Below are 16132 nucleotides of genomic sequence, written 5' to 3'. Positions count from 1 at the left end.
GGTGTTGCACAGCTTTAAGGTCCCAGACTACCGGCTCAGCCCACACTTAACGTCAGACTCAATGAGGAAATAAAATGACAGTTAATCGCGCTTTATTTGATGAAGTAATGGTACCTAACTACAACCCATCGGAAGTGATCCCGGTACGTGGCAAGGGCGCGCGCGTATGGGACCAGGAAGGCCGAGAGTTTATCGACTTTGCCGGTGGTATTGCGGTTAACTGTTTAGGCCATTGCCATCCGGCCCTGGTTGCTGCATTAAAAGAGCAGGGCGAGAAGATCTGGCACCTGTCTAATATCTGGACCAATGAGCCGGCATTGCGCCTGGCGAAGAAAATGACCGACGCCACATTTGCCGAGCAGGTTTATTTTGCTAACTCGGGTGCCGAGGCCAACGAAGCGGCATTAAAACTAGCTCGCCGCTGGGCCCTTGAAAACTTCGGTGCACAAAAATCAAAAATCATCGCCTTTAACAAGGGCTTCCACGGTCGTACCTTCTTTACCGTAACCGTTGGTGGTCAGGCCGCCTATTCGGACGGTTTTGGTCCTAAGCCGGGTGATATCGTGCACTGTGATTACAACGACTTAGAAACATTCAAATCACTAATTGATGACAACACCTGTGCGGTCATGATGGAGCCACTGCAGGGTGAGGGCGGTATCATTGCTCCTGAAGCAGACTTTGTGAAGGGTGTGCGTGAGTTGTGTGATAAGCACAATGCCTTACTTATTTTCGATGAAGTACAAACGGGTGTGGGCCGTACCGGTGAGCTTTATGCCTATCAGGGTCTGGGTGTTACTCCAGACATCATGAGCTCGGCGAAAGCCCTGGGTGGTGGTTTCCCAATCGGTGCCATGTTAACGACCAAAGAGATCGCTAAGCACCTTAAGCCGGGTACTCATGGCTCAACCTACGGCGGTAACCCGCTGGCGTGTGCGGTAGCGGAAGCCGCTTTCGACACCATTAACGACCGAGCCGTACTCGATGGCGTGAAAGAAAAAGAAGCGTTATTTAAGCAACTACTAAATGACATCAATGCTAAGTACGATGTTTTCAGTGAAGTGCGTGGCCAGGGCTTGCTTATTGGTGCGGTAGTCAACGATAAGTTTAAAGGGCGTGCCCGTGAATTCCTTGTTGCCAGCATGGAGCAGGGTCTGATGTCACTGGTTGCCGGTGCCGACGTGGTGCGTTTCACCCCGTCATTGGTGATCAGCGAAGAAGACATTCGCGAAGGCATGGCGCGCTTTGAAAAAGCGGTTGCCAGCTTAGTTTAAGCACTTCATTGCGGCGTTAAGATTACGCCTGTCAATTTGAAGCCCGGTGCCGCGTGGGCGGTGCCTGGCTCGTTATGGTTTTAACCTTTAGGGAGTAAGCGGATCTATGATGGTTCTTCGCCCAATCCGACAACAAGATTATCAAGAACTGCTCGTTATCGCCGAGGAGTCGGGGCATGGTTTTACCTCGCTGCCACTGAATGAAGAGTTGTTGCAGAATAAGATCACCCGTTCTATTGAATCCTTCGCCAAGCCGACCGCAAAAGCCGGCGATGAGGGATACTTGTTTGTTCTAGAAGATAGCGAAACCGGTGAAATTGCCGGTACCTGTGGCATTGAAGCGGCGGTGGGCCTAGATGATGCGTTTTATCACTACCACCTCTCCAAGGTCATTCATTCGTCACGCACTCTTGGAGTGTACAAGGCGGTTGATATCCTTACCCTATGTAACGATTACACCGGAGCCACCGAACTGTGTACGCTGTTCCTGAAGGAAAAGTATCGGCATAAGTTTAATGGCAAGCTACTGTCGAAGTCGCGCTTCTTGTTCATTAACCAACATCGCGAACGTTTTGCCGACACAGTGATCGCCGAAATGCGTGGGGTATCCGACGAGCAGGGTAACAGCCCGTTCTGGCAGTGGCTCGAAGAGCACTTCTTCTGCATGGACTTCCCCACCGCCGATTACCTAACCGGCATTGGTCAGAAGGTGTTTATTGCCGAGTTGATGCCAAAATACCCAATCTACGTTAACTTGCTGAGCAAAGAAGCGCAGCAGGTTGTGGGCCAGGTTCATACCAATACGCGTCCGGCCATTGAATTGCTGAAAAGCGAAGGTTTCACCTTTAACGGCTATGTCGATATTTTCGATGCCGGTCCTACGGTAGAAGCCAAGGTCGACAATATTCGTACCATTATCAATAGCGGCCTGCGCACCGTAGTGATCGGTGAAAGCCAGGGGAACAGCGCGGTGATGGTAGCCAATCAAAGCATCGAAGACTACCGTGCCCTGGTGGTTGAAGTGGATCTTGATGGTGGCGATGACGCCGAGATTATTTTAACGCAAAGCACCGCCGATGCGCTCAAAGTGAGCAGCGGCGATACTGTGTGCGTGGCAGCATTATAAGGAGTCATAGTTATGTCTCATCCAGCACAATTTATTAATGGTCAGTGGCTTACGGGCCAAGGCCATGCCATTAGCTCGGTAAATCCGGCTAATAATCAACTACTTTGGCAGGCCAATAGCGCCACTGCCGAGCAGGTGAATGACGCCGTTGTGGCGGCGCGTGCCGCTTTTATCCCTTGGTCGGATAAAACCTTTGCCGAGCGCCTGGCCGTAGTGCAGGCCTTCGCCGAGCAGCTTAAGGCGAACAGTGAAGAACTGGCGGTTATTATCGCTCAGGAAACCGGTAAGCCATTATGGGAAACGCGCACCGAAGCCGCCGCCATGGTGGGCAAGGTAGCGATTTCAGAAAAAGCCTATAATGAGCGCACCGGCACGGTAGAAAATGCCATGCCGGTCGGGAAAGCTGTGATTCGCCACCGTGCCCATGGTGTGGTAGCGGTATTCGGCCCTTATAACTTCCCGGGTCACTTACCTAATGGCCACATAGTGCCTGCGCTTTTGGCGGGCAACACTGTGGTATTTAAACCATCTGAGCTGACTCCAGCAGTGGCTGAGTTTACTTTGAAACTATGGCAACAGGCGGGTCTGCCGGATGGCGTAATCAACCTGGTTCAGGGTGAAGTTGAAACCGGTAAGGCGTTGGCGTCACACCCGGGTATCGACGGTCTATTCTTTACCGGCTCGTCGCGCACCGGTCATATCCTGCATGAGCAATTTGCCGGCCAGCCGGGCAAAATCCTGGCCTTGGAAATGGGTGGCAACAACCCGCTGATCGTCAAAGATGTCAGCGATATCAAGGCGGCGGTGCACGATATTATCCAGTCGGCCTTTATTTCCAGCGGTCAACGCTGTACCTGTGCGCGTAAGCTCTTCTTGCCTGAAGGCGAGTTGGGTGATGCGATTTTGGCGCAGCTGCTTAGCGCTACTAAAAACATTAAGGTTGGCGACTATGACGCCGCCGATCAGCCGTTTATGGGTTCGATGATTTCCGAGGCAGCGGCCAAGGGCATGGTGGCGGCGCAGCAACAGCTGATTGAGCTGGGTGCTCAGCCTTTGCTGGAGCTTACCCATACCGCGGGCACCGGTTTTGTTACTCCGGGTATTATTGAGTGTACCTCGGTCAGTGATTTCCCGGATGATGAGCACTTTGGCCCTCTGCTTAAGGTATTCCGCTACAGCGACTTCGATAGCGCTATTGAGAAAGCCAACGACACCGCCTATGGTTTGTCTGCCGGCCTACTGGGTGACAACGAAGCGGACTATGAATACTTCTTGCGTCGTATTCGTGCCGGTATCGTCAACTGGAACCGTCCTATCACCGGCGCCTCAAGTGCGGCACCATTCGGTGGTATCGGTGCCTCGGGCAACCACAGAGCCAGTGCCTACTATGCAGCCGACTACTGTGCATACCCGGTTGCCTCGGTAGAGCTAGAGCAGCTTACTCTGCCGGAAAAACTAAGTCCGGGTCTAAGCCTGGATTAAGAGTGTATTCTGAATGAAAAAGCAGCTTCGGCTGCTTTTTGTCTTTTAGGGGCACACTGGCTTTTGTCAGGGCTTTCTGGTTAAATCTAGTGCATTTCCTATATGTATTAGGTGCTTAATGGTACTTGAGCAACCCGGGTATGATGAGCTGATCATGTACCTGACACAAAATTTAGCGCTATTTGAAAAGCCCGGTGTGGTGGAAGCGAATGCACCGAGTGTCATGGCCTTAATAGAGGATGTGATAGCCGAGCACGTGATGCTGCTTTGTCAGCAGCACTGTGAGCTCGATACCGAGCAGCGGGGGCAAATAGTGCGTGAGGTGGATGGTATCGTCTATGACCTGCAGGAGGTGCTGAGTCGGGTCTTGAACCAACCAGTAACCCGAGAGCAACGCGCCTTTATCGATGAGTTTGCCGGTTTGGTAAAAAATCTCTTCGATAATGCCATTGCCGCAGGGGTTGATGAGCGTTCGTCCTGCGCTTAGGGGCAATCATCGCAGCAGTGATAAATGCCGGTTTGCTTCACCGGCGCGCTGTTTTACAATCGCTGAGATTTTAATTTAAACAACGAGGTTAACATGCAAGCAAACGTTAAGTGGGTCGATGGCGACACCTTTATTGGTACTTCTCATTCTGGCCACAACGTGGTGTTTGATACCGGCAGTGATCCTAAGGCGCCGTCGCCGATGGAAATGGTATTAATGTCGGCGGGCGCATGTTCATCGGTGGATGTAGTGAGCATTTTAAAGAAGGCTCGCCAGCAGGTAAGCGGTGTGCAGGTGCAGTTAAGCGGTGAACGTGCCGAGACAACACCACGCGTGTTTACCAAGGTTAATTTGCACTTTATTGTTACCGGGACCGAAGTGAGCGAGAAGCATGTTGAGCGCGCAGTATCATTGTCGGCAGATAAGTATTGTTCGGTGGCGATTATGCTGGAAAAGTCGGTGCAAATAACCCATAGTTTTGAAGTAAAAGAAATCGTTTAAAAAGTACTTTTTAAGGGGGCCAAATTAGGCTAAAATCCGCGCTCTTTTTTGAGTCCCTGAGTGGCTTTTGTGACTAGGTTTGAGGTTGGTTTATAGTGAACAAGCCCTTTGATAAAATTAAGCTCCATGGTTTTAATAACTTAACCAAAAGCTTAAGTTTTAGTATTTACGATATTTGCTATGCAAAAACAGAGCAACAACGTAAAGAATACATCGAATATATTGATGAGCAATACAGTGCTGATCGTCTTACGGACATTCTTGGTGAAGTCGTTGACATTATTGGCGCCAATATTCTTAATGTTGCCCGTCAGGATTACGACCCTCAAGGGGCCAGTGTAACTATTCTGATCTCGGAAGAGCCGGTAGACGAACAGAGCTTTGACAGCGAAGAAACGCCGGGGCCATTGCCTGAGTCTGTGGTTGCGCACTTGGATAAAAGCCATATTTGTGTGCACACCTATCCGGAGTCGCACCCGCATGATGGTATCTGTACCTTCCGTGCCGACATCGAAGTGTCGACTTGTGGCATTATTTCGCCGCTGAAAGCGTTGAACTTCCTGATCCACTCGTTGGAGTCGGACGTGGTTACTATCGACTACCGTGTGCGCGGTTTTACTCGCGACGTCAACGGTGTTAAGCATTATATCGACCATGCCATTAATTCGATTCAGAATTACATGACCGACGATACCAAAGAGTTGTATCAGATGATGGACGTGAATGTGTACCAGGAAAACCTGTTCCACACCAAGATGATGCTTAAGGAAACGGATCTCAATACCTACCTGTTCGGTGTGACCACCGATGAGCTTGAAGCAAGCGAGCAGGAAGAAATCCGTGAGCGTTTAAACCGCGAGATCCAGGAGATCTTCTACGGTCGTAACCTTCCTGACGCATAAGTCACTTAGAGCACCAGCTAGATAGGTAAATCGGCTGGTGCTAAATGCTCTAAGGCACGCTTTTTAACTAACAACTCTTTGATCAGCGGCGTCAGCAACAACTCCATCGCCAAACCCATCTTACCACCGGGCACCACCAGTGTGTTCATTCGCGACATAAAGCTGCCATCTATCATCTGTAGAAAATAAGGGAAGTCGACGCTGTCGATACCGCGAAAACGGATCACCACAAAGCTCTCATCCAGTGAGGGGATATCTTTGGCACTAAAAGGGTTGGAGGTATCGACGGTGGGCACGCGCTGAAAGTTAATATGGGTGCGCGAGAATTGCGGGGTGATGTGATTAACATAATCATCCATGCTGCGCAGTATGGAGTCCATGACCGCCTCTCGGGAATGGCCTCGCTCCGAGGTATCGCGGATCAGTTTTTGTATCCACTCTAGATTGATGATGGGCACCATGCCAATCAAGAGGTCAACATGTTTAGCCACGTCATGCTCTTCATCCACCACACCGCCGTGTAAGCCCTCATAGAACATCAGGTCGGTGCCGCTTTCTAAATCCTGCCAGGGCGTGAAGGTTCCCGGTAGCTGGTTGTAGGGTACGGCTTCGTCGAAGGTGTGTAGATAACGACGGACCTTGCCGCTGCCGGTTTCACCGTAGTTGGTAAATAGCTTTTCAAGGGCGGCAAAATCATTGGCCTCGCGGCCGAAATAACTGATATGCCGGCCCTGTTGCTCTGCTTCGCGTATTTTTTTATCCATTTCGGGACGGGTATAGCGGTGGAAGCTATCGCCTTCGATAAATGCGGCATTGACGTCTAGGCTGCGGAAAATATGCTTAATGGCATTGGTGGTGGTGGTAGTGCCAGCACCTGAAGAACCGGTAATCGCGACAATGGGATGTTTGGCCGACATAAGATTAATCGTTTGTTAACTCAAATACCCTTTATAAAGGGGGTTCCCTGTTAAATCAAGGCCGCAGTTTGCCGAAAGCGGATTTCACGCTAGTATAGGGCGGTAAGTTTAAGAGCAAAAACAAGAACGAAAACACTAATGAAATTAACAACTTTAAAGGCATTAAGCCTGCTGTGCTGCAGCCCGTTGGCCCTGGCCCAGAGCCAAATACTGCTGTTGCAACAGGATGAACAGGGACAGCCCGAGGTGCTGGCGGTGAGCGAGCGCGGGACTTACAGTAATCAGCCGGCGATAAGTAAAGATGGCGTCTACTACAGTTTTGAAATAGGCAGCGATGAGCGGGCGCAAAAGGAAATCTTCTTTTATGACTTCGCCACCCAGGGTCGCCGCAATATCAGTAATACTCCAGCTTACAGCGAATATTCGCCTACCCTGGTGCCAGGTTTAAATGCCTTGTCGGTCGTGGTGCCCGGTTTAAACGCCTTGTCGGCCGTGGTAGTTGAACCCGATGGCAGCCAAAAGTTGTGGTACTACCCCCTGGGTGAGTCGGCGCCAAGCACACGCATCCTGGATAACGGCCTGACCATAGGTTATCACGCTTGGGGAGCGCGGCAGGACTTGCTGGTGTTTGCCCTAGGTGAACCGCATAGCGCTCAGTACTTTACTCTGGCCGAGCCGGAGAATATCCATCATGTGGCCGATAACCCGGGTCGTGGCTTTAGCTATAATCCTGCACTGGGAGCCTTTACCTTTACTCAGCAGCTAAAACAGCAAAACTGGTTCAGCACCTTTGCACCGGACACGAAAACCGTGACCCAGCTATTTCGTTTGCCGCAGGGGGTGCAGGACTACACCTGGGTCAAGGAGGACACAATCGCCTATGCCTACGGCGGGCGGGTGTATCAAAAGCAGCTGCAAAGTCCCAAGGCGGCCAGCCTGTGGCATGATTTAAGCGGCTACTGTGAAGGTAATATTACCCGACTGAGTTATTTACCCGAGGGCGATAAGCTGGCGTTTGTGTGTGAGGATTAACTCCGAGCGCAAAAGCGTCGCCAATGGCTATGGGCGTTCACTATGCGTACCCCGCGCACAATCTTTTGCAGGGTGCGCAGATCGGCAAAATCATCCTGGGGGTAATCTTTTAGCCCCATCAGGTAGTAAAAACCCGGTTTGCAGTTAAGCTGCATGGCGCTGATGCGAATGCTTTGCTCAAAATTAAGGCGCAGGCTGCTGAGCGCTGTTTTGTGGCCTTGTTGATCCACGGTCGGCAGGTGACATTTTTGCATATAACCGGCGCGCTCGCCCTCACCGGAAAACCAAATGCGGGCCTTTTCACTGTAACGTCCCGACTTAGCCGGTAGGTCGAACAATAAGCGGCTGTGCTGCTGGGTCCTGACGAAATCTATGTACTCGCTCAGGCCGCAGGCAAATAAATGCGGGTGAATAGGAATTTTACGGGCCTTTATCTTGCCATGGGTATGCAGGTGTAAAACTGGGATGGTGCTGGTGATATCGATATCGCTGAGCGCTAATGATGCGAGCTCGTCGCTAAAACCACCGCTGTAATAGGCCAGCAGCGGCAGCCAAAAATGCCAATGCTTAGGCTGCTCACGCGCTTGCTTGTCATCACCATAGACATACCCGGAAAACAGGGTATGCAACTCCATACTGGTAAATGGCCGCCGGCCTAAATGGGTTTTCACAACGTATTAATCGGTTAATGCGCTCACCAAGGACTTGGCCGACAGCTCGGTGCAAACCTGGTTATCCCAGTTGATACCGACCATGACATTGTCGTCTATCAACTGAGGGGCAAAGTCCTCAAGGACTTCATCTAGGGATAAGGAAAACGGGGTAAATCCTTGCCAATCACCGGTGCATTGGGCCTGAGCCAGCTCTTCACTGTGCCACATTAGCAACACATCCTGGTTGTCGTCGTAGGCAGAGCTGACCGAGGCGATCCCGCCGTCATCACTACCGAGTAACCACACCTCTTGGGTTTGTTGCACCTGTTCGCAGAACAACTCCCACTGCGATTCAATTTCAATGTCGTCATGTGCCATGTTTTATTATCCCTGTCTTGGATCGGTTGCTTGTGCTGCGGGTAAAGCTTGCTGCGCTTGCAAAAAAGCGGTGAGTGCCGGGTAGGGCGTTAAATCATGCAGCTCTCTGAATTGTAGCCAATCGAGCAAGCAAAAGAGACTGGCCCGCACATAAGCGTGTTCCATGGCTTCTACTTGATGCTCCAAGGCATTAAGGCACTGGGCGATACGCTGTTTTTGTAAGTCGAAGAATAAGTACTCTTCGTTGGTATCAAAGCCCGAACGCTGACTCAATAGCAGCTCGATGGCCGAGTCATTGGCGGCGTTGATCATGGTGAGTTGATTACGTTCATCCCAGCTCATGCCGGGTAGCTTAAAGTGTGCCGTTAGGTAGTCATAAATGACATTGGAGTCGTAAATAACCTGCTCGCCATCGACCAAAAAAGGGATCTTAGCCACAGGGCTGTGCGCCAAAAGGAATTTTCTGCCGTCGGGCGAAAAAATATCAAGATGTTGATAAGAAACCGCTAAATTGTGCTGTTCACACCAGATGCGTAAGCGACGAGCGAAAGGAGACGTGTTGGAGCCATACAATTGCATTGCCAAACCTGCCGTAAGCGTGAGTCTGTGTTCGAGAGCTCCAACATAGCAGGCTTGGCGGTCAATGCAACTGAAATTTAAAGGAATTAATCGCTGCGACTGGTGACCTCAAGAAGGTGATAGCCGAATTGGGTTTGTACTGGGCCCTGAACCACATTAAGAGGTGCAGAAAATACTACTTTATCAAACTCGGGCACCATCATACCGGGACCAAATTCACCGAGCGCCCCGCCGTCTTGCGAACTCGGGCACATTGAATGTCTTTTTGCCAGTTCCGCAAAGTCAGCGCCTTGCTCAATTTGCTCCTTCAGATCGAGACACAAGGCCTCGTTATCTACCAGTATGTGACGCGCACTTGCCAATGCCATGTTTACACTCCATATAATCTTTATAATCAAAGAGACAAGACTAGCCTGCCAACCTTAAGTTGGCCACCGTAATTGTAGCTGAAGTTTGGCCTTTGTCATTCTAGCGCCTGCTCAATTGCCGTGGTTAGTTCGCTCGACAACGGCTTAGTGCGGCTGTTAAAGCGTTGCACCTGTTGTCTGTCCTTGCTCACCAGATATTTATAAAAATTCCAATTCGGCGAGCTGGTTTGCTCATTAAGAAACTGAAAAACGGGGTGGGCATCTGAGCCGCGCACCGATACCGGCGCCATCATGGTAAAGGTCACACCATAGTTGATAAAGCAGACCTTGGCGGTGTCTTTTTCTTCATCTTCCTCTTGGAAGAAATCGTCGGAGGGAAAACCCAGAATAACCAAGCCTTGGTCCTTGTACTTTTGGTGCAGCTGTTCGAGCTCCTTAAATTGGGGTGTAAAGCCGCAGTTGCTCGCGGTGTTGACGATGAGCAAGGGGGAGTCTTTAAACTGGCATAAGTTCACGCTTTGCTCGGAGCGCAACTTGCGCACCTCGATATCGGTAAAGTCGCCGCACTCTTGGTTGTCACTGGCATAAGCCAAGGAGGCACTCATAGTCATCAGTGTGGCAAAAAATAATTTCAACATGTTTACTCTCAAATTATTGTTAGTTTTACTTTATAGGTTAGTATCGGCACATTAGATCACCCAGACTTGTGGCTGAATTATGTTTGTACCCGCTCAGATTGAAGATTTACCCAGTATAGTCGCCATTTATAATCAAACCATCCCCAGTCGCATGGTTACCGCCGACACCGAATTGGTCAGCGTCGAGTCCCGTCGAGAGTGGTTTTTATCCCATAATGACAAGCGGCCCATTTTTGTATGCAAAGATGAGGATCGGGTGGTTGGCTGGGTGAGCTTCAAATCCTTCTATGGTCGTCCCGCTTACGAGCAAACCGTGGAGGTTGCCATTTACCTGTGTGAATCGGTGCGCGGTCGTGGCTTAGGAAAGCAGAGCCTGGCATTTGCCGAGCAGCAGGCGAAACGCTTGGGTGTCACCAATCTGTTGGCCTTTATATTTAGCCATAACACACCAAGCATTCGTTTGTTTAAGCAGGCTGGGTTTAGCCAATGGGGGGAGCTACCTAAGGTAGCGACTATGGATGGCCAGCATTATAACCTGACCATCCTGGGGAAGAGTTTAGTCGACTAACTTCGCAAAAGGGGTCCCCATGCGAGTTACCGTCTCGGGGGCCTGAGTGCTGAGGAAGTCGGCTTGATTGGCGCCCCAGGCCAACACCACGGTGGAGCCCAGTTTAAAGCGGCCCATTTCTTCACCCTTTTTCAGATGTACGGCACGATCTCCGGTGCTGGGGTAATCCCAACTGAATACGTCTTTACCCGCTGGTGGCGTTACTGTGCCGGCCCAAACGGTTTCGATACTGGCTACTATGGTGGCGCCGACCAAGACCATGGCAAGCGGACCTATCTCGGTATCGAATATGGCCACTACACGCTCGTTGCGGGCAAACAGGTTAGGCACGTTTTGCGCCGTCAACGGATTAACCGAGAACAAGTCACCGGGTACGTAGATCATGCGTTTTAGGGTGCCATCGACGGGCATGTGGATACGGTGATAATCCTTGGGTGCCAAGTAAATAGTGGCAAACTTACCACCCCAAAAAGGCTCCGCATCCGCCTCTTTACCGCCTAATAAGGCCTGCAGGCTGTAGTAGTGGCCCTTGGCCTGCACTAATTGACCGTCGAGAATATCACCCAATTGGCTAATGGCGCCGTCGACCGGGTGCGCGACAATGTCGGCGTCTTCGGCTAATGGGCGAATGCCGGGCTTGAGCGGGCGAGTGAAGAACTCATTAAAGGTTTGATAATGCTCAGGGGCTTCATGCAAGGCTTCGCTCATATCAATCTTGTATTGTTTGATAAACAACTTGATAAGTGCGGTGGTCAGCTTGCCGGCTTTGGCCGCGGCAAGTTTTCCAACCAAACGGGATACGCCGTGCTTCGGCATTGCATATTGAAGAGCAATTTTTACTTTATCTAAGTTCACTGTTTAATTCTCAAAATATTTTTACGAATGGTAGCTAAATCAAGGAGTAAAAACCATAGCCTAATAATCAGGCAGGAGTCTTGGTCAGGCCTTATAACGGTGCCTCAGGCTACCAGTTTACACCCGTGGATTTCGGGCTCCAGCGCGACCATCCGCCATTGATTCGATAATACGGTGGTAGTTTTCAAAGCGAAACTCGGCGATATCGCCATTTTCAACGGCCTCGCGTAATAAGCAACCCGGGTCGTCCAGATGTTTGCAGTCTCTGAATTTGCAACCACCTAAAAACTGGCGGAATTCTTTAAAGCACCAGGCCACACGCTCCGGCTCGAGATGCCATAAACCGAATTCGCGGATACCCGGTGAGTCAATCAGATTACCGCCGCTGGGCAGGTGATGCAGGCGCGAGACAGTGGTGGTATGTTGCCCTAGGCCGCTGTTAGAGGAGACTTCCTGAGTGAGGATCTCGGCATCGGGCAGCAAGGCGTTAACCAGGCTTGATTTACCGACGCCACTTTGACCCACGAAAATACTGTTTTTATCGACCAGCTCGGCTTTAAGGTTATCCATGCCTTCGCCACTGTGGCTGCTGACCAGATGAATGTCGTAGCCCAGCTCATGATATTCGGCGAGTATTTCCATAAACATATCGCGGTCTTCATCCTCAAGCATGTCGACCTTATTTAACAGCAATACCGGGGCAATGCCCATGTCTTCACAGGCGACGATATAGCGGTCGATAATTTGCGTACTGAACTCGGGCACCACGGCCGATACCATCAGAATCTGATCGATATTGGCAGCCACCACCTTAACGCCATCATAAAAGTCGGGGCGAGTGAGTTGTGAGCGGCGTTCTTCAACCAGCTCAACCACGCCGGCAATGTCACCATCGCTGACGTTAGCGCGGCGGAATAGTACTTCATCGCCACACACCAAACTGGTTACGGTACGGCGAATGTTACAGCGAAGTACTTCACCGTCGGGCGTTTCTACGTCGGCATGTTGGCCAAAGCGACTGACAACAACCCCCGGCTCCTGAGCACCGAGATTATCGCTATCGAATTCTGTAATGTTGGTGTCGGCTGAGCTTTCTTTGGCGCGTTGTAAGCGCTTTTGGTGGTTAGCTCGAATGCGTCGAGCTTGGCCTTTGGACAGTTTTTTCTTTTTTGCCACGCGGTCTCTGTACTTAGCTGGTCTAAACCTTTTTAAAAAAGCTTTAGGTCTATGAGTTAAGCTAATATGATATATCTTATTGCGTTAAACCGAAAGTAAAGCAGGGTTGGGCTGAGATGGCCGTGAATGATAAGAATTTAGTGTGGTTAGATTTGGAAATGACGGGATTAAACCCAGAGCATGACCGGATCTTGGAAATAGCGACCATAATTACCGACAGTGAGCTTAATATTCTTGCTCAAGGCCCGGTTATTGCCATTAAACAAAGTGATGAATTGCTCGATGGCATGGATGAGTGGTGCACCAACCAACACGGTAAGTCGGGGTTAACTGCACGGTGCAAAGCCAGTGAGGTGACGGAGCAAGAAGCCATGGCTGAAACCCTGGCATTTTTGGAGCAATGGGTGCCAAAAGGGGCCTCTCCCTTATGTGGTAATTCCATCGGCCAGGATCGCCGTTTTCTCGTACGTTATATGCCCGAGCTGGATAACTACTTCCACTATCGCAATATCGATGTCAGCACCATTAAAGAATTAGCACGACGCTGGCAGCCCGAGGTCCTCAATAAAGTAACCAAGCAGGGGTCACACCTGGCTTTGGACGATATTAAGGACTCGATCATGGAATTGCAGGTTTATCGTACAGAAATCTTCAAAATTTAAAAAATCCTAAAAAAGGGCTTGCAAACAAGGGGCAATATTGTAGAATCCTGCCCCGCTTAAGACGAACAGCTTTGTTTGTTATTTAAGCCCTAATGAAGCGGCACTAGCTCAGCTGCTAAAACGTTAGACGCAACCAGTTGCGCTCCAGCGGAAATTTTATGAGCGACCTTATGAAGCGGCACTAGCTCAGCTGGTAGAGCGCAACCTTGCCAAGGTTGAGGTCACGAGTTCGAACCTCGTGTGCCGCTCCAAATTTTCACTCGTTTAGCTCAACGTTTGAATCTCACTTCAGAGCATTTGTGAAGCGGCACTAGCTCAGCTGCTAAATTGCAAAGCCGCAACCTCAGGTTGCGACCAGCGATAAAACAAAGAGCGACCTATGAAGCGGCACTAGCTCAGCTGGTAGAGCGCAACCTTGCCAAGGTTGAGGTCACGAGTTCGAACCTCGTGTGCCGCTCCAATTTACTAACCTCTTGTCTCGGTAGTTAGTGAAAATCTCAGAGACCTATGAAGCGGCACTAGCTCAGCTGCTAAATTGCAAAGCCGCAACCTCAGGTTGCGACCAGCGATAAAACAAAGAGCGACCTATGAAGCGGCACTAGCTCAGCTGGTAGAGCGCAACCTTGCCAAGGTTGAGGTCACGAGTTCGAACCTCGTGTGCCGCTCCAATTTTCTTCCTAAAGATTTTTCAGATACACATACCCTTTTCTCTTTAACCAGTTCCCAATGTAGTTTTTGGTACTTTCTGCTGTTAATTATCCACCGGGATTTTTTGCTAATACTATTGTGTTAGCTGCTTAGGCGCTGCCTTGTTCGGAGCTCCGGTAAACTGATTCGCAATGGCTGTTGCTTTAATTTAATTGACTATAGTTACACAAAGCTTAAGTAAAAGAGTGTAGAGATGGCGGGGCAAAGGGTGTCAAAGTGCGGTGAAGCAAATACGGCGCGTGATTACGTGATGCAAATCGAACAGTTTGGTGAGCCGGCACAATTGGGTGCGGCCCTGATCGACACCGTGCAGGAGTTGGGATTACAAAGTAATGTCGAATTACGTTTAGGCGGCAAGGTGTTGCACCTGGCCCATACGGGGACATGCTCTCCCATCGTTATCGAACTATTTGATATGTTGAAAGGGCGGGGTCGCTTGCAGGAGTTTTCTCAACACCTATTGGTTAATTGTGACAAAGTCAGCCTGCTTATTTTGACTATGCCGGAGCAAGTGCCGCAACGCCATGCCAATCTTCGCGCGCAGTTGTGTGCCCTAGTGGAAGCTACCGATAAACGGTTATCCCAATTGTGTGGGGAGCGAGGCGCTGTTAGTTAGGGGGATGCTATGTGCCTCTAACTGCGCGTCTCGAACTACGCGTCCCGAACTAAACCTTTTTCCACGGCACGAATAAGGCGTTGGGTCTTCTTCTCGGTGCTAATAACCTTGACCTCTATGGCCTGTGCTTTGTTTTGCTGTTGTGTCAATGCCCAGTGAATATGCTCGCTAACCAGCTCATCGACCTCACTGAGTCGTGCCTCAAGGGCCTGCACTATGGTTTTATCATATGGGGCATTACCCAGAGCCACGGCAATATTGCGAAGCCAGCGCTGATGGCCAATGCGGCGTATCGGGCTGCCTTCGGTGTTCTTTAAAAAGGTTGCTTCATCCCAATTAAAGAGCGTAAGCAGGCTTTGATCGCGCAGTTGAGCCCGGGCATGAAAGTCTTGCTCGGCGGTAATTTGACCATAGCGATTCCAGGGGCAAATCAGCTGGCAATCATCACAGCCATAAATACGGTTGCCCATGGCCTGACGGTACCGCTCGGGAATGGCGCCTTTAAGTTCTATGGTCAGGTAGGAAATACATTTGCGGGCATCGACCACAAAGGGTTCAACTATGGCGCCGGTAGGGCACATGGTCATACAAGCCACGCAATTGCCACAGTCGCCCAGGCTGGCCTGGCGCTCGGCGGGGTCGTCCACGGGGAGGGGAATATCGACAAATAATTCACCCAAAAAGAACCAGGAGCCCGCCTGTTTGTCGATAATTAAACTGTGCTTGCCGGTAAAGCCCAGTCCCGCCTTGGCGGCTAGCTGACGCTCTAGCACCGGAGCCGAGTCGACAAAGGGACGAAAGCCAAGGTTTTCCACCTGTTCGCTTATGCGCTGACCTAGCTTCTTAATGCGGTTGCGCATAAGCTTGTGGTAATCGCGGCCCAGGGCGTAGCGACTGATATAGGCCAGGTTCGGGTCTTTTAAAGTTTTCGCAAAGCCTGCATCGGGGGGCAGATAGTGCATTTTCAGGGAGATCACCCGCTGCGTGCCCGGTACCAGTTCATCCGGGCGTGAGCGCTTGGTACCATGCTCGGCCATAAAGTTCATTTCGCCGTGATACCCTAAATCGAGCCAGCGTTGTAACTGGGCTTCATGCTGGCGCAAATCGATATCGCAGATTGCGGCATCGGCAAAACCCAGTTCGCTTGCCCATTGCTTAATTTGCTGGGCTAGTTCAGGATAATTGATAGTGTCTTGAGGCAAAAGTAAAC

General features: G+C 50.5%; 19 protein-coding genes and 3 tRNA genes. 13 read left to right on the top strand and 9 right to left on the bottom strand.

What is annotated here, in order from left to right; genetic code table 11:
- Window positions 1–74 precede the first annotated feature (74 nt).
- The 6 genes from C2M29_RS01200 to speD all read left to right on the top strand — a co-directional run bounded on the left by C2M29_RS01200 (window position 75) and on the right by speD (window position 5772).
- Window positions 75–1274, top strand: coding sequence for an aspartate aminotransferase family protein (locus C2M29_RS01200; protein WP_105187978.1), 1200 nt, complete (start codon window positions 75–77; stop codon window positions 1272–1274).
- 106 nt (window positions 1275–1380) lie between these two features.
- Window positions 1381–2400 carry an arginine N-succinyltransferase gene (gene astA, locus C2M29_RS01195; protein ID WP_105187977.1) on the top strand — a complete coding sequence of 340 codons (1020 nt, stop codon included), beginning with the start codon at window positions 1381–1383 and terminating at the stop codon, window positions 2398–2400.
- 12 nt (window positions 2401–2412) lie between these two features.
- Window positions 2413–3882, top strand: coding sequence for a succinylglutamate-semialdehyde dehydrogenase (gene astD, locus C2M29_RS01190; RefSeq protein ID WP_105187976.1), 1470 nt, complete (start codon window positions 2413–2415; stop codon window positions 3880–3882).
- Window positions 3883–4000: 118 nt separating this feature from the next.
- Window positions 4001–4369 carry a DUF3802 family protein gene (locus tag C2M29_RS01185; protein ID WP_105187975.1) on the top strand — a complete coding sequence of 123 codons (369 nt, stop codon included), beginning with the start codon at window positions 4001–4003 and terminating at the stop codon, window positions 4367–4369.
- Window positions 4370–4462: 93 nt separating this feature from the next.
- Window positions 4463–4870 (top strand): OsmC family protein, encoded by a 408-nt coding sequence (locus C2M29_RS01180; protein WP_105187974.1) that lies wholly within the window; start codon window positions 4463–4465, stop codon window positions 4868–4870.
- A 95-nt stretch (window positions 4871–4965) separates the two neighbouring features.
- On the top strand, window positions 4966–5772 hold the full coding sequence (gene speD / locus C2M29_RS01175) for an adenosylmethionine decarboxylase (protein WP_105187973.1): 807 nt from the start codon (window positions 4966–4968) through the stop codon (window positions 5770–5772).
- Between the two features lie 17 nt (window positions 5773–5789).
- Here speD and C2M29_RS01170 read toward each other — a convergent pair whose 3' ends face one another.
- A complete protein-coding gene (locus C2M29_RS01170; protein WP_105187972.1) occupies window positions 5790–6689 on the bottom strand; it encodes a phosphoribulokinase in 900 nt (299 codons plus the stop codon).
- 138 nt (window positions 6690–6827) lie between these two features.
- Between C2M29_RS01170 and C2M29_RS01165 the strand changes: the two genes are divergently transcribed.
- Window positions 6828–7721: a hypothetical protein gene (locus C2M29_RS01165; RefSeq protein WP_105187971.1), complete on the top strand. Its 894-nt coding sequence runs from the start codon at window positions 6828–6830 to the stop codon at window positions 7719–7721.
- Here the strand turns inward: C2M29_RS01165 and C2M29_RS01160 are convergent.
- The 5 genes from C2M29_RS01160 to C2M29_RS01140 form a co-directional block, all read right to left on the bottom strand.
- Window positions 7718–8392 carry a hypothetical protein gene (locus C2M29_RS01160; protein WP_105187970.1) on the bottom strand — a complete coding sequence of 225 codons (675 nt, stop codon included), beginning with the start codon at window positions 8390–8392 and terminating at the stop codon, window positions 7718–7720. The genes C2M29_RS01165 and C2M29_RS01160 overlap by 4 nt on opposite strands.
- A gap of 6 nt (window positions 8393–8398) precedes the next feature.
- A complete protein-coding gene (locus C2M29_RS01155; protein WP_105187969.1) occupies window positions 8399–8752 on the bottom strand; it encodes a DUF2750 domain-containing protein in 354 nt (117 codons plus the stop codon).
- A gap of 6 nt (window positions 8753–8758) precedes the next feature.
- Window positions 8759–9331: a glutathione S-transferase family protein gene (locus C2M29_RS01150; RefSeq protein ID WP_105187968.1), complete on the bottom strand. Its 573-nt coding sequence runs from the start codon at window positions 9329–9331 to the stop codon at window positions 8759–8761.
- A gap of 86 nt (window positions 9332–9417) precedes the next feature.
- Window positions 9418–9699, bottom strand: coding sequence for a peptidylprolyl isomerase (locus tag C2M29_RS01145; RefSeq protein ID WP_105187967.1), 282 nt, complete (start codon window positions 9697–9699; stop codon window positions 9418–9420).
- 95 nt (window positions 9700–9794) lie between these two features.
- Complete coding sequence (locus tag C2M29_RS01140) at window positions 9795–10310, bottom strand: glutathione peroxidase (protein ID WP_233998330.1); 516 nt, start codon at window positions 10308–10310, stop codon at window positions 9795–9797.
- Window positions 10311–10416: 106 nt separating this feature from the next.
- On the opposite strand from C2M29_RS01140, the gene C2M29_RS01135 reads away from it, so the two are divergent.
- Complete coding sequence (locus C2M29_RS01135) at window positions 10417–10905, top strand: GNAT family N-acetyltransferase (protein ID WP_105187965.1); 489 nt, start codon at window positions 10417–10419, stop codon at window positions 10903–10905.
- Here the strand turns inward: C2M29_RS01135 and asd are convergent.
- Entirely contained in the window at window positions 10894–11760 is an 867-nt protein-coding gene (asd, locus tag C2M29_RS01130; protein WP_199774842.1) for an archaetidylserine decarboxylase, read from the bottom strand. The two genes, C2M29_RS01135 and asd, sit on opposite strands and share 12 nt — an antisense overlap.
- Window positions 11761–11877: 117 nt before the next feature.
- The gene (gene rsgA, locus C2M29_RS01125) at window positions 11878–12936 is read right to left on the bottom strand and encodes a small ribosomal subunit biogenesis GTPase RsgA (RefSeq protein WP_105187964.1); all 1059 of its coding nucleotides are present in this window, start codon (window positions 12934–12936) and stop codon (window positions 11878–11880) included.
- A gap of 116 nt (window positions 12937–13052) precedes the next feature.
- Between rsgA and orn the strand changes: the two genes are divergently transcribed.
- From orn to C2M29_RS01100, 5 genes are all read left to right on the top strand, one after another.
- Window positions 13053–13598 carry an oligoribonuclease gene (orn, locus tag C2M29_RS01120; RefSeq protein ID WP_105187963.1) on the top strand — a complete coding sequence of 182 codons (546 nt, stop codon included), beginning with the start codon at window positions 13053–13055 and terminating at the stop codon, window positions 13596–13598.
- 175 nt (window positions 13599–13773) lie between these two features.
- Window positions 13774–13849, top strand: a tRNA-Gly gene (locus C2M29_RS01115).
- A gap of 133 nt (window positions 13850–13982) precedes the next feature.
- A tRNA-Gly gene (locus C2M29_RS01110) sits at window positions 13983–14058 on the top strand.
- Window positions 14059–14190: 132 nt separating this feature from the next.
- Window positions 14191–14266 (top strand) — tRNA-Gly (locus tag C2M29_RS01105).
- 233 nt (window positions 14267–14499) lie between these two features.
- Window positions 14500–14922: a hypothetical protein gene (locus C2M29_RS01100; RefSeq protein WP_105187962.1), complete on the top strand. Its 423-nt coding sequence runs from the start codon at window positions 14500–14502 to the stop codon at window positions 14920–14922.
- A gap of 35 nt (window positions 14923–14957) precedes the next feature.
- Here the strand turns inward: C2M29_RS01100 and queG are convergent, their stop codons facing one another.
- Window positions 14958–16124 carry a tRNA epoxyqueuosine(34) reductase QueG gene (gene queG / locus C2M29_RS01095; RefSeq protein WP_105187961.1) on the bottom strand — a complete coding sequence of 389 codons (1167 nt, stop codon included), beginning with the start codon at window positions 16122–16124 and terminating at the stop codon, window positions 14958–14960.
- Window positions 16125–16132 lie beyond the last annotated feature (8 nt).

The organism is Pseudoalteromonas sp. T1lg48, from assembly GCF_002964785.1.
Lineage (GTDB): Bacteria > Pseudomonadota > Gammaproteobacteria > Enterobacterales > Alteromonadaceae > Pseudoalteromonas.
This window is presented reverse-complemented; position numbering and strand designations above follow the sequence as displayed.

Excerpts from the sequence above, each read along its gene's own strand:
- C2M29_RS01155 (WP_105187969.1), bottom strand. The coding sequence starts at position 8,752 with ATGGCACATGACGACATTGAAATTGAATCGCAGTGGGAGTTGTTCTGC.
- C2M29_RS01170 (WP_105187972.1), bottom strand. The coding sequence starts at position 6,689 with ATGTCGGCCAAACATCCCATTGTCGCGATTACCGGTTCTTCAGGTGCT.
- C2M29_RS01135 (WP_105187965.1), top strand. The coding sequence starts at position 10,417 with ATGTTTGTACCCGCTCAGATTGAAGATTTACCCAGTATAGTCGCCATT.
- orn (WP_105187963.1), top strand. The coding sequence starts at position 13,053 with ATGGCCGTGAATGATAAGAATTTAGTGTGGTTAGATTTGGAAATGACG.
- C2M29_RS01200 (WP_105187978.1), top strand. The coding sequence starts at position 75 with ATGACAGTTAATCGCGCTTTATTTGATGAAGTAATGGTACCTAACTAC.
- astD (WP_105187976.1), top strand. The coding sequence starts at position 2,413 with ATGTCTCATCCAGCACAATTTATTAATGGTCAGTGGCTTACGGGCCAA.
- astA (WP_105187977.1), top strand. The coding sequence starts at position 1,381 with ATGATGGTTCTTCGCCCAATCCGACAACAAGATTATCAAGAACTGCTC.
- C2M29_RS01100 (WP_105187962.1), top strand. The coding sequence starts at position 14,500 with ATGGCGGGGCAAAGGGTGTCAAAGTGCGGTGAAGCAAATACGGCGCGT.
- C2M29_RS01150 (WP_105187968.1), bottom strand. The coding sequence starts at position 9,331 with ATGCAATTGTATGGCTCCAACACGTCTCCTTTCGCTCGTCGCTTACGC.
- C2M29_RS01140 (WP_233998330.1), bottom strand. The coding sequence starts at position 10,310 with ATGACTATGAGTGCCTCCTTGGCTTATGCCAGTGACAACCAAGAGTGC.
- C2M29_RS01145 (WP_105187967.1), bottom strand. The coding sequence starts at position 9,699 with ATGGCATTGGCAAGTGCGCGTCACATACTGGTAGATAACGAGGCCTTG.
- C2M29_RS01165 (WP_105187971.1), top strand. The coding sequence starts at position 6,828 with ATGAAATTAACAACTTTAAAGGCATTAAGCCTGCTGTGCTGCAGCCCG.
- C2M29_RS01180 (WP_105187974.1), top strand. The coding sequence starts at position 4,463 with ATGCAAGCAAACGTTAAGTGGGTCGATGGCGACACCTTTATTGGTACT.
- C2M29_RS01185 (WP_105187975.1), top strand. The coding sequence starts at position 4,001 with ATGGTACTTGAGCAACCCGGGTATGATGAGCTGATCATGTACCTGACA.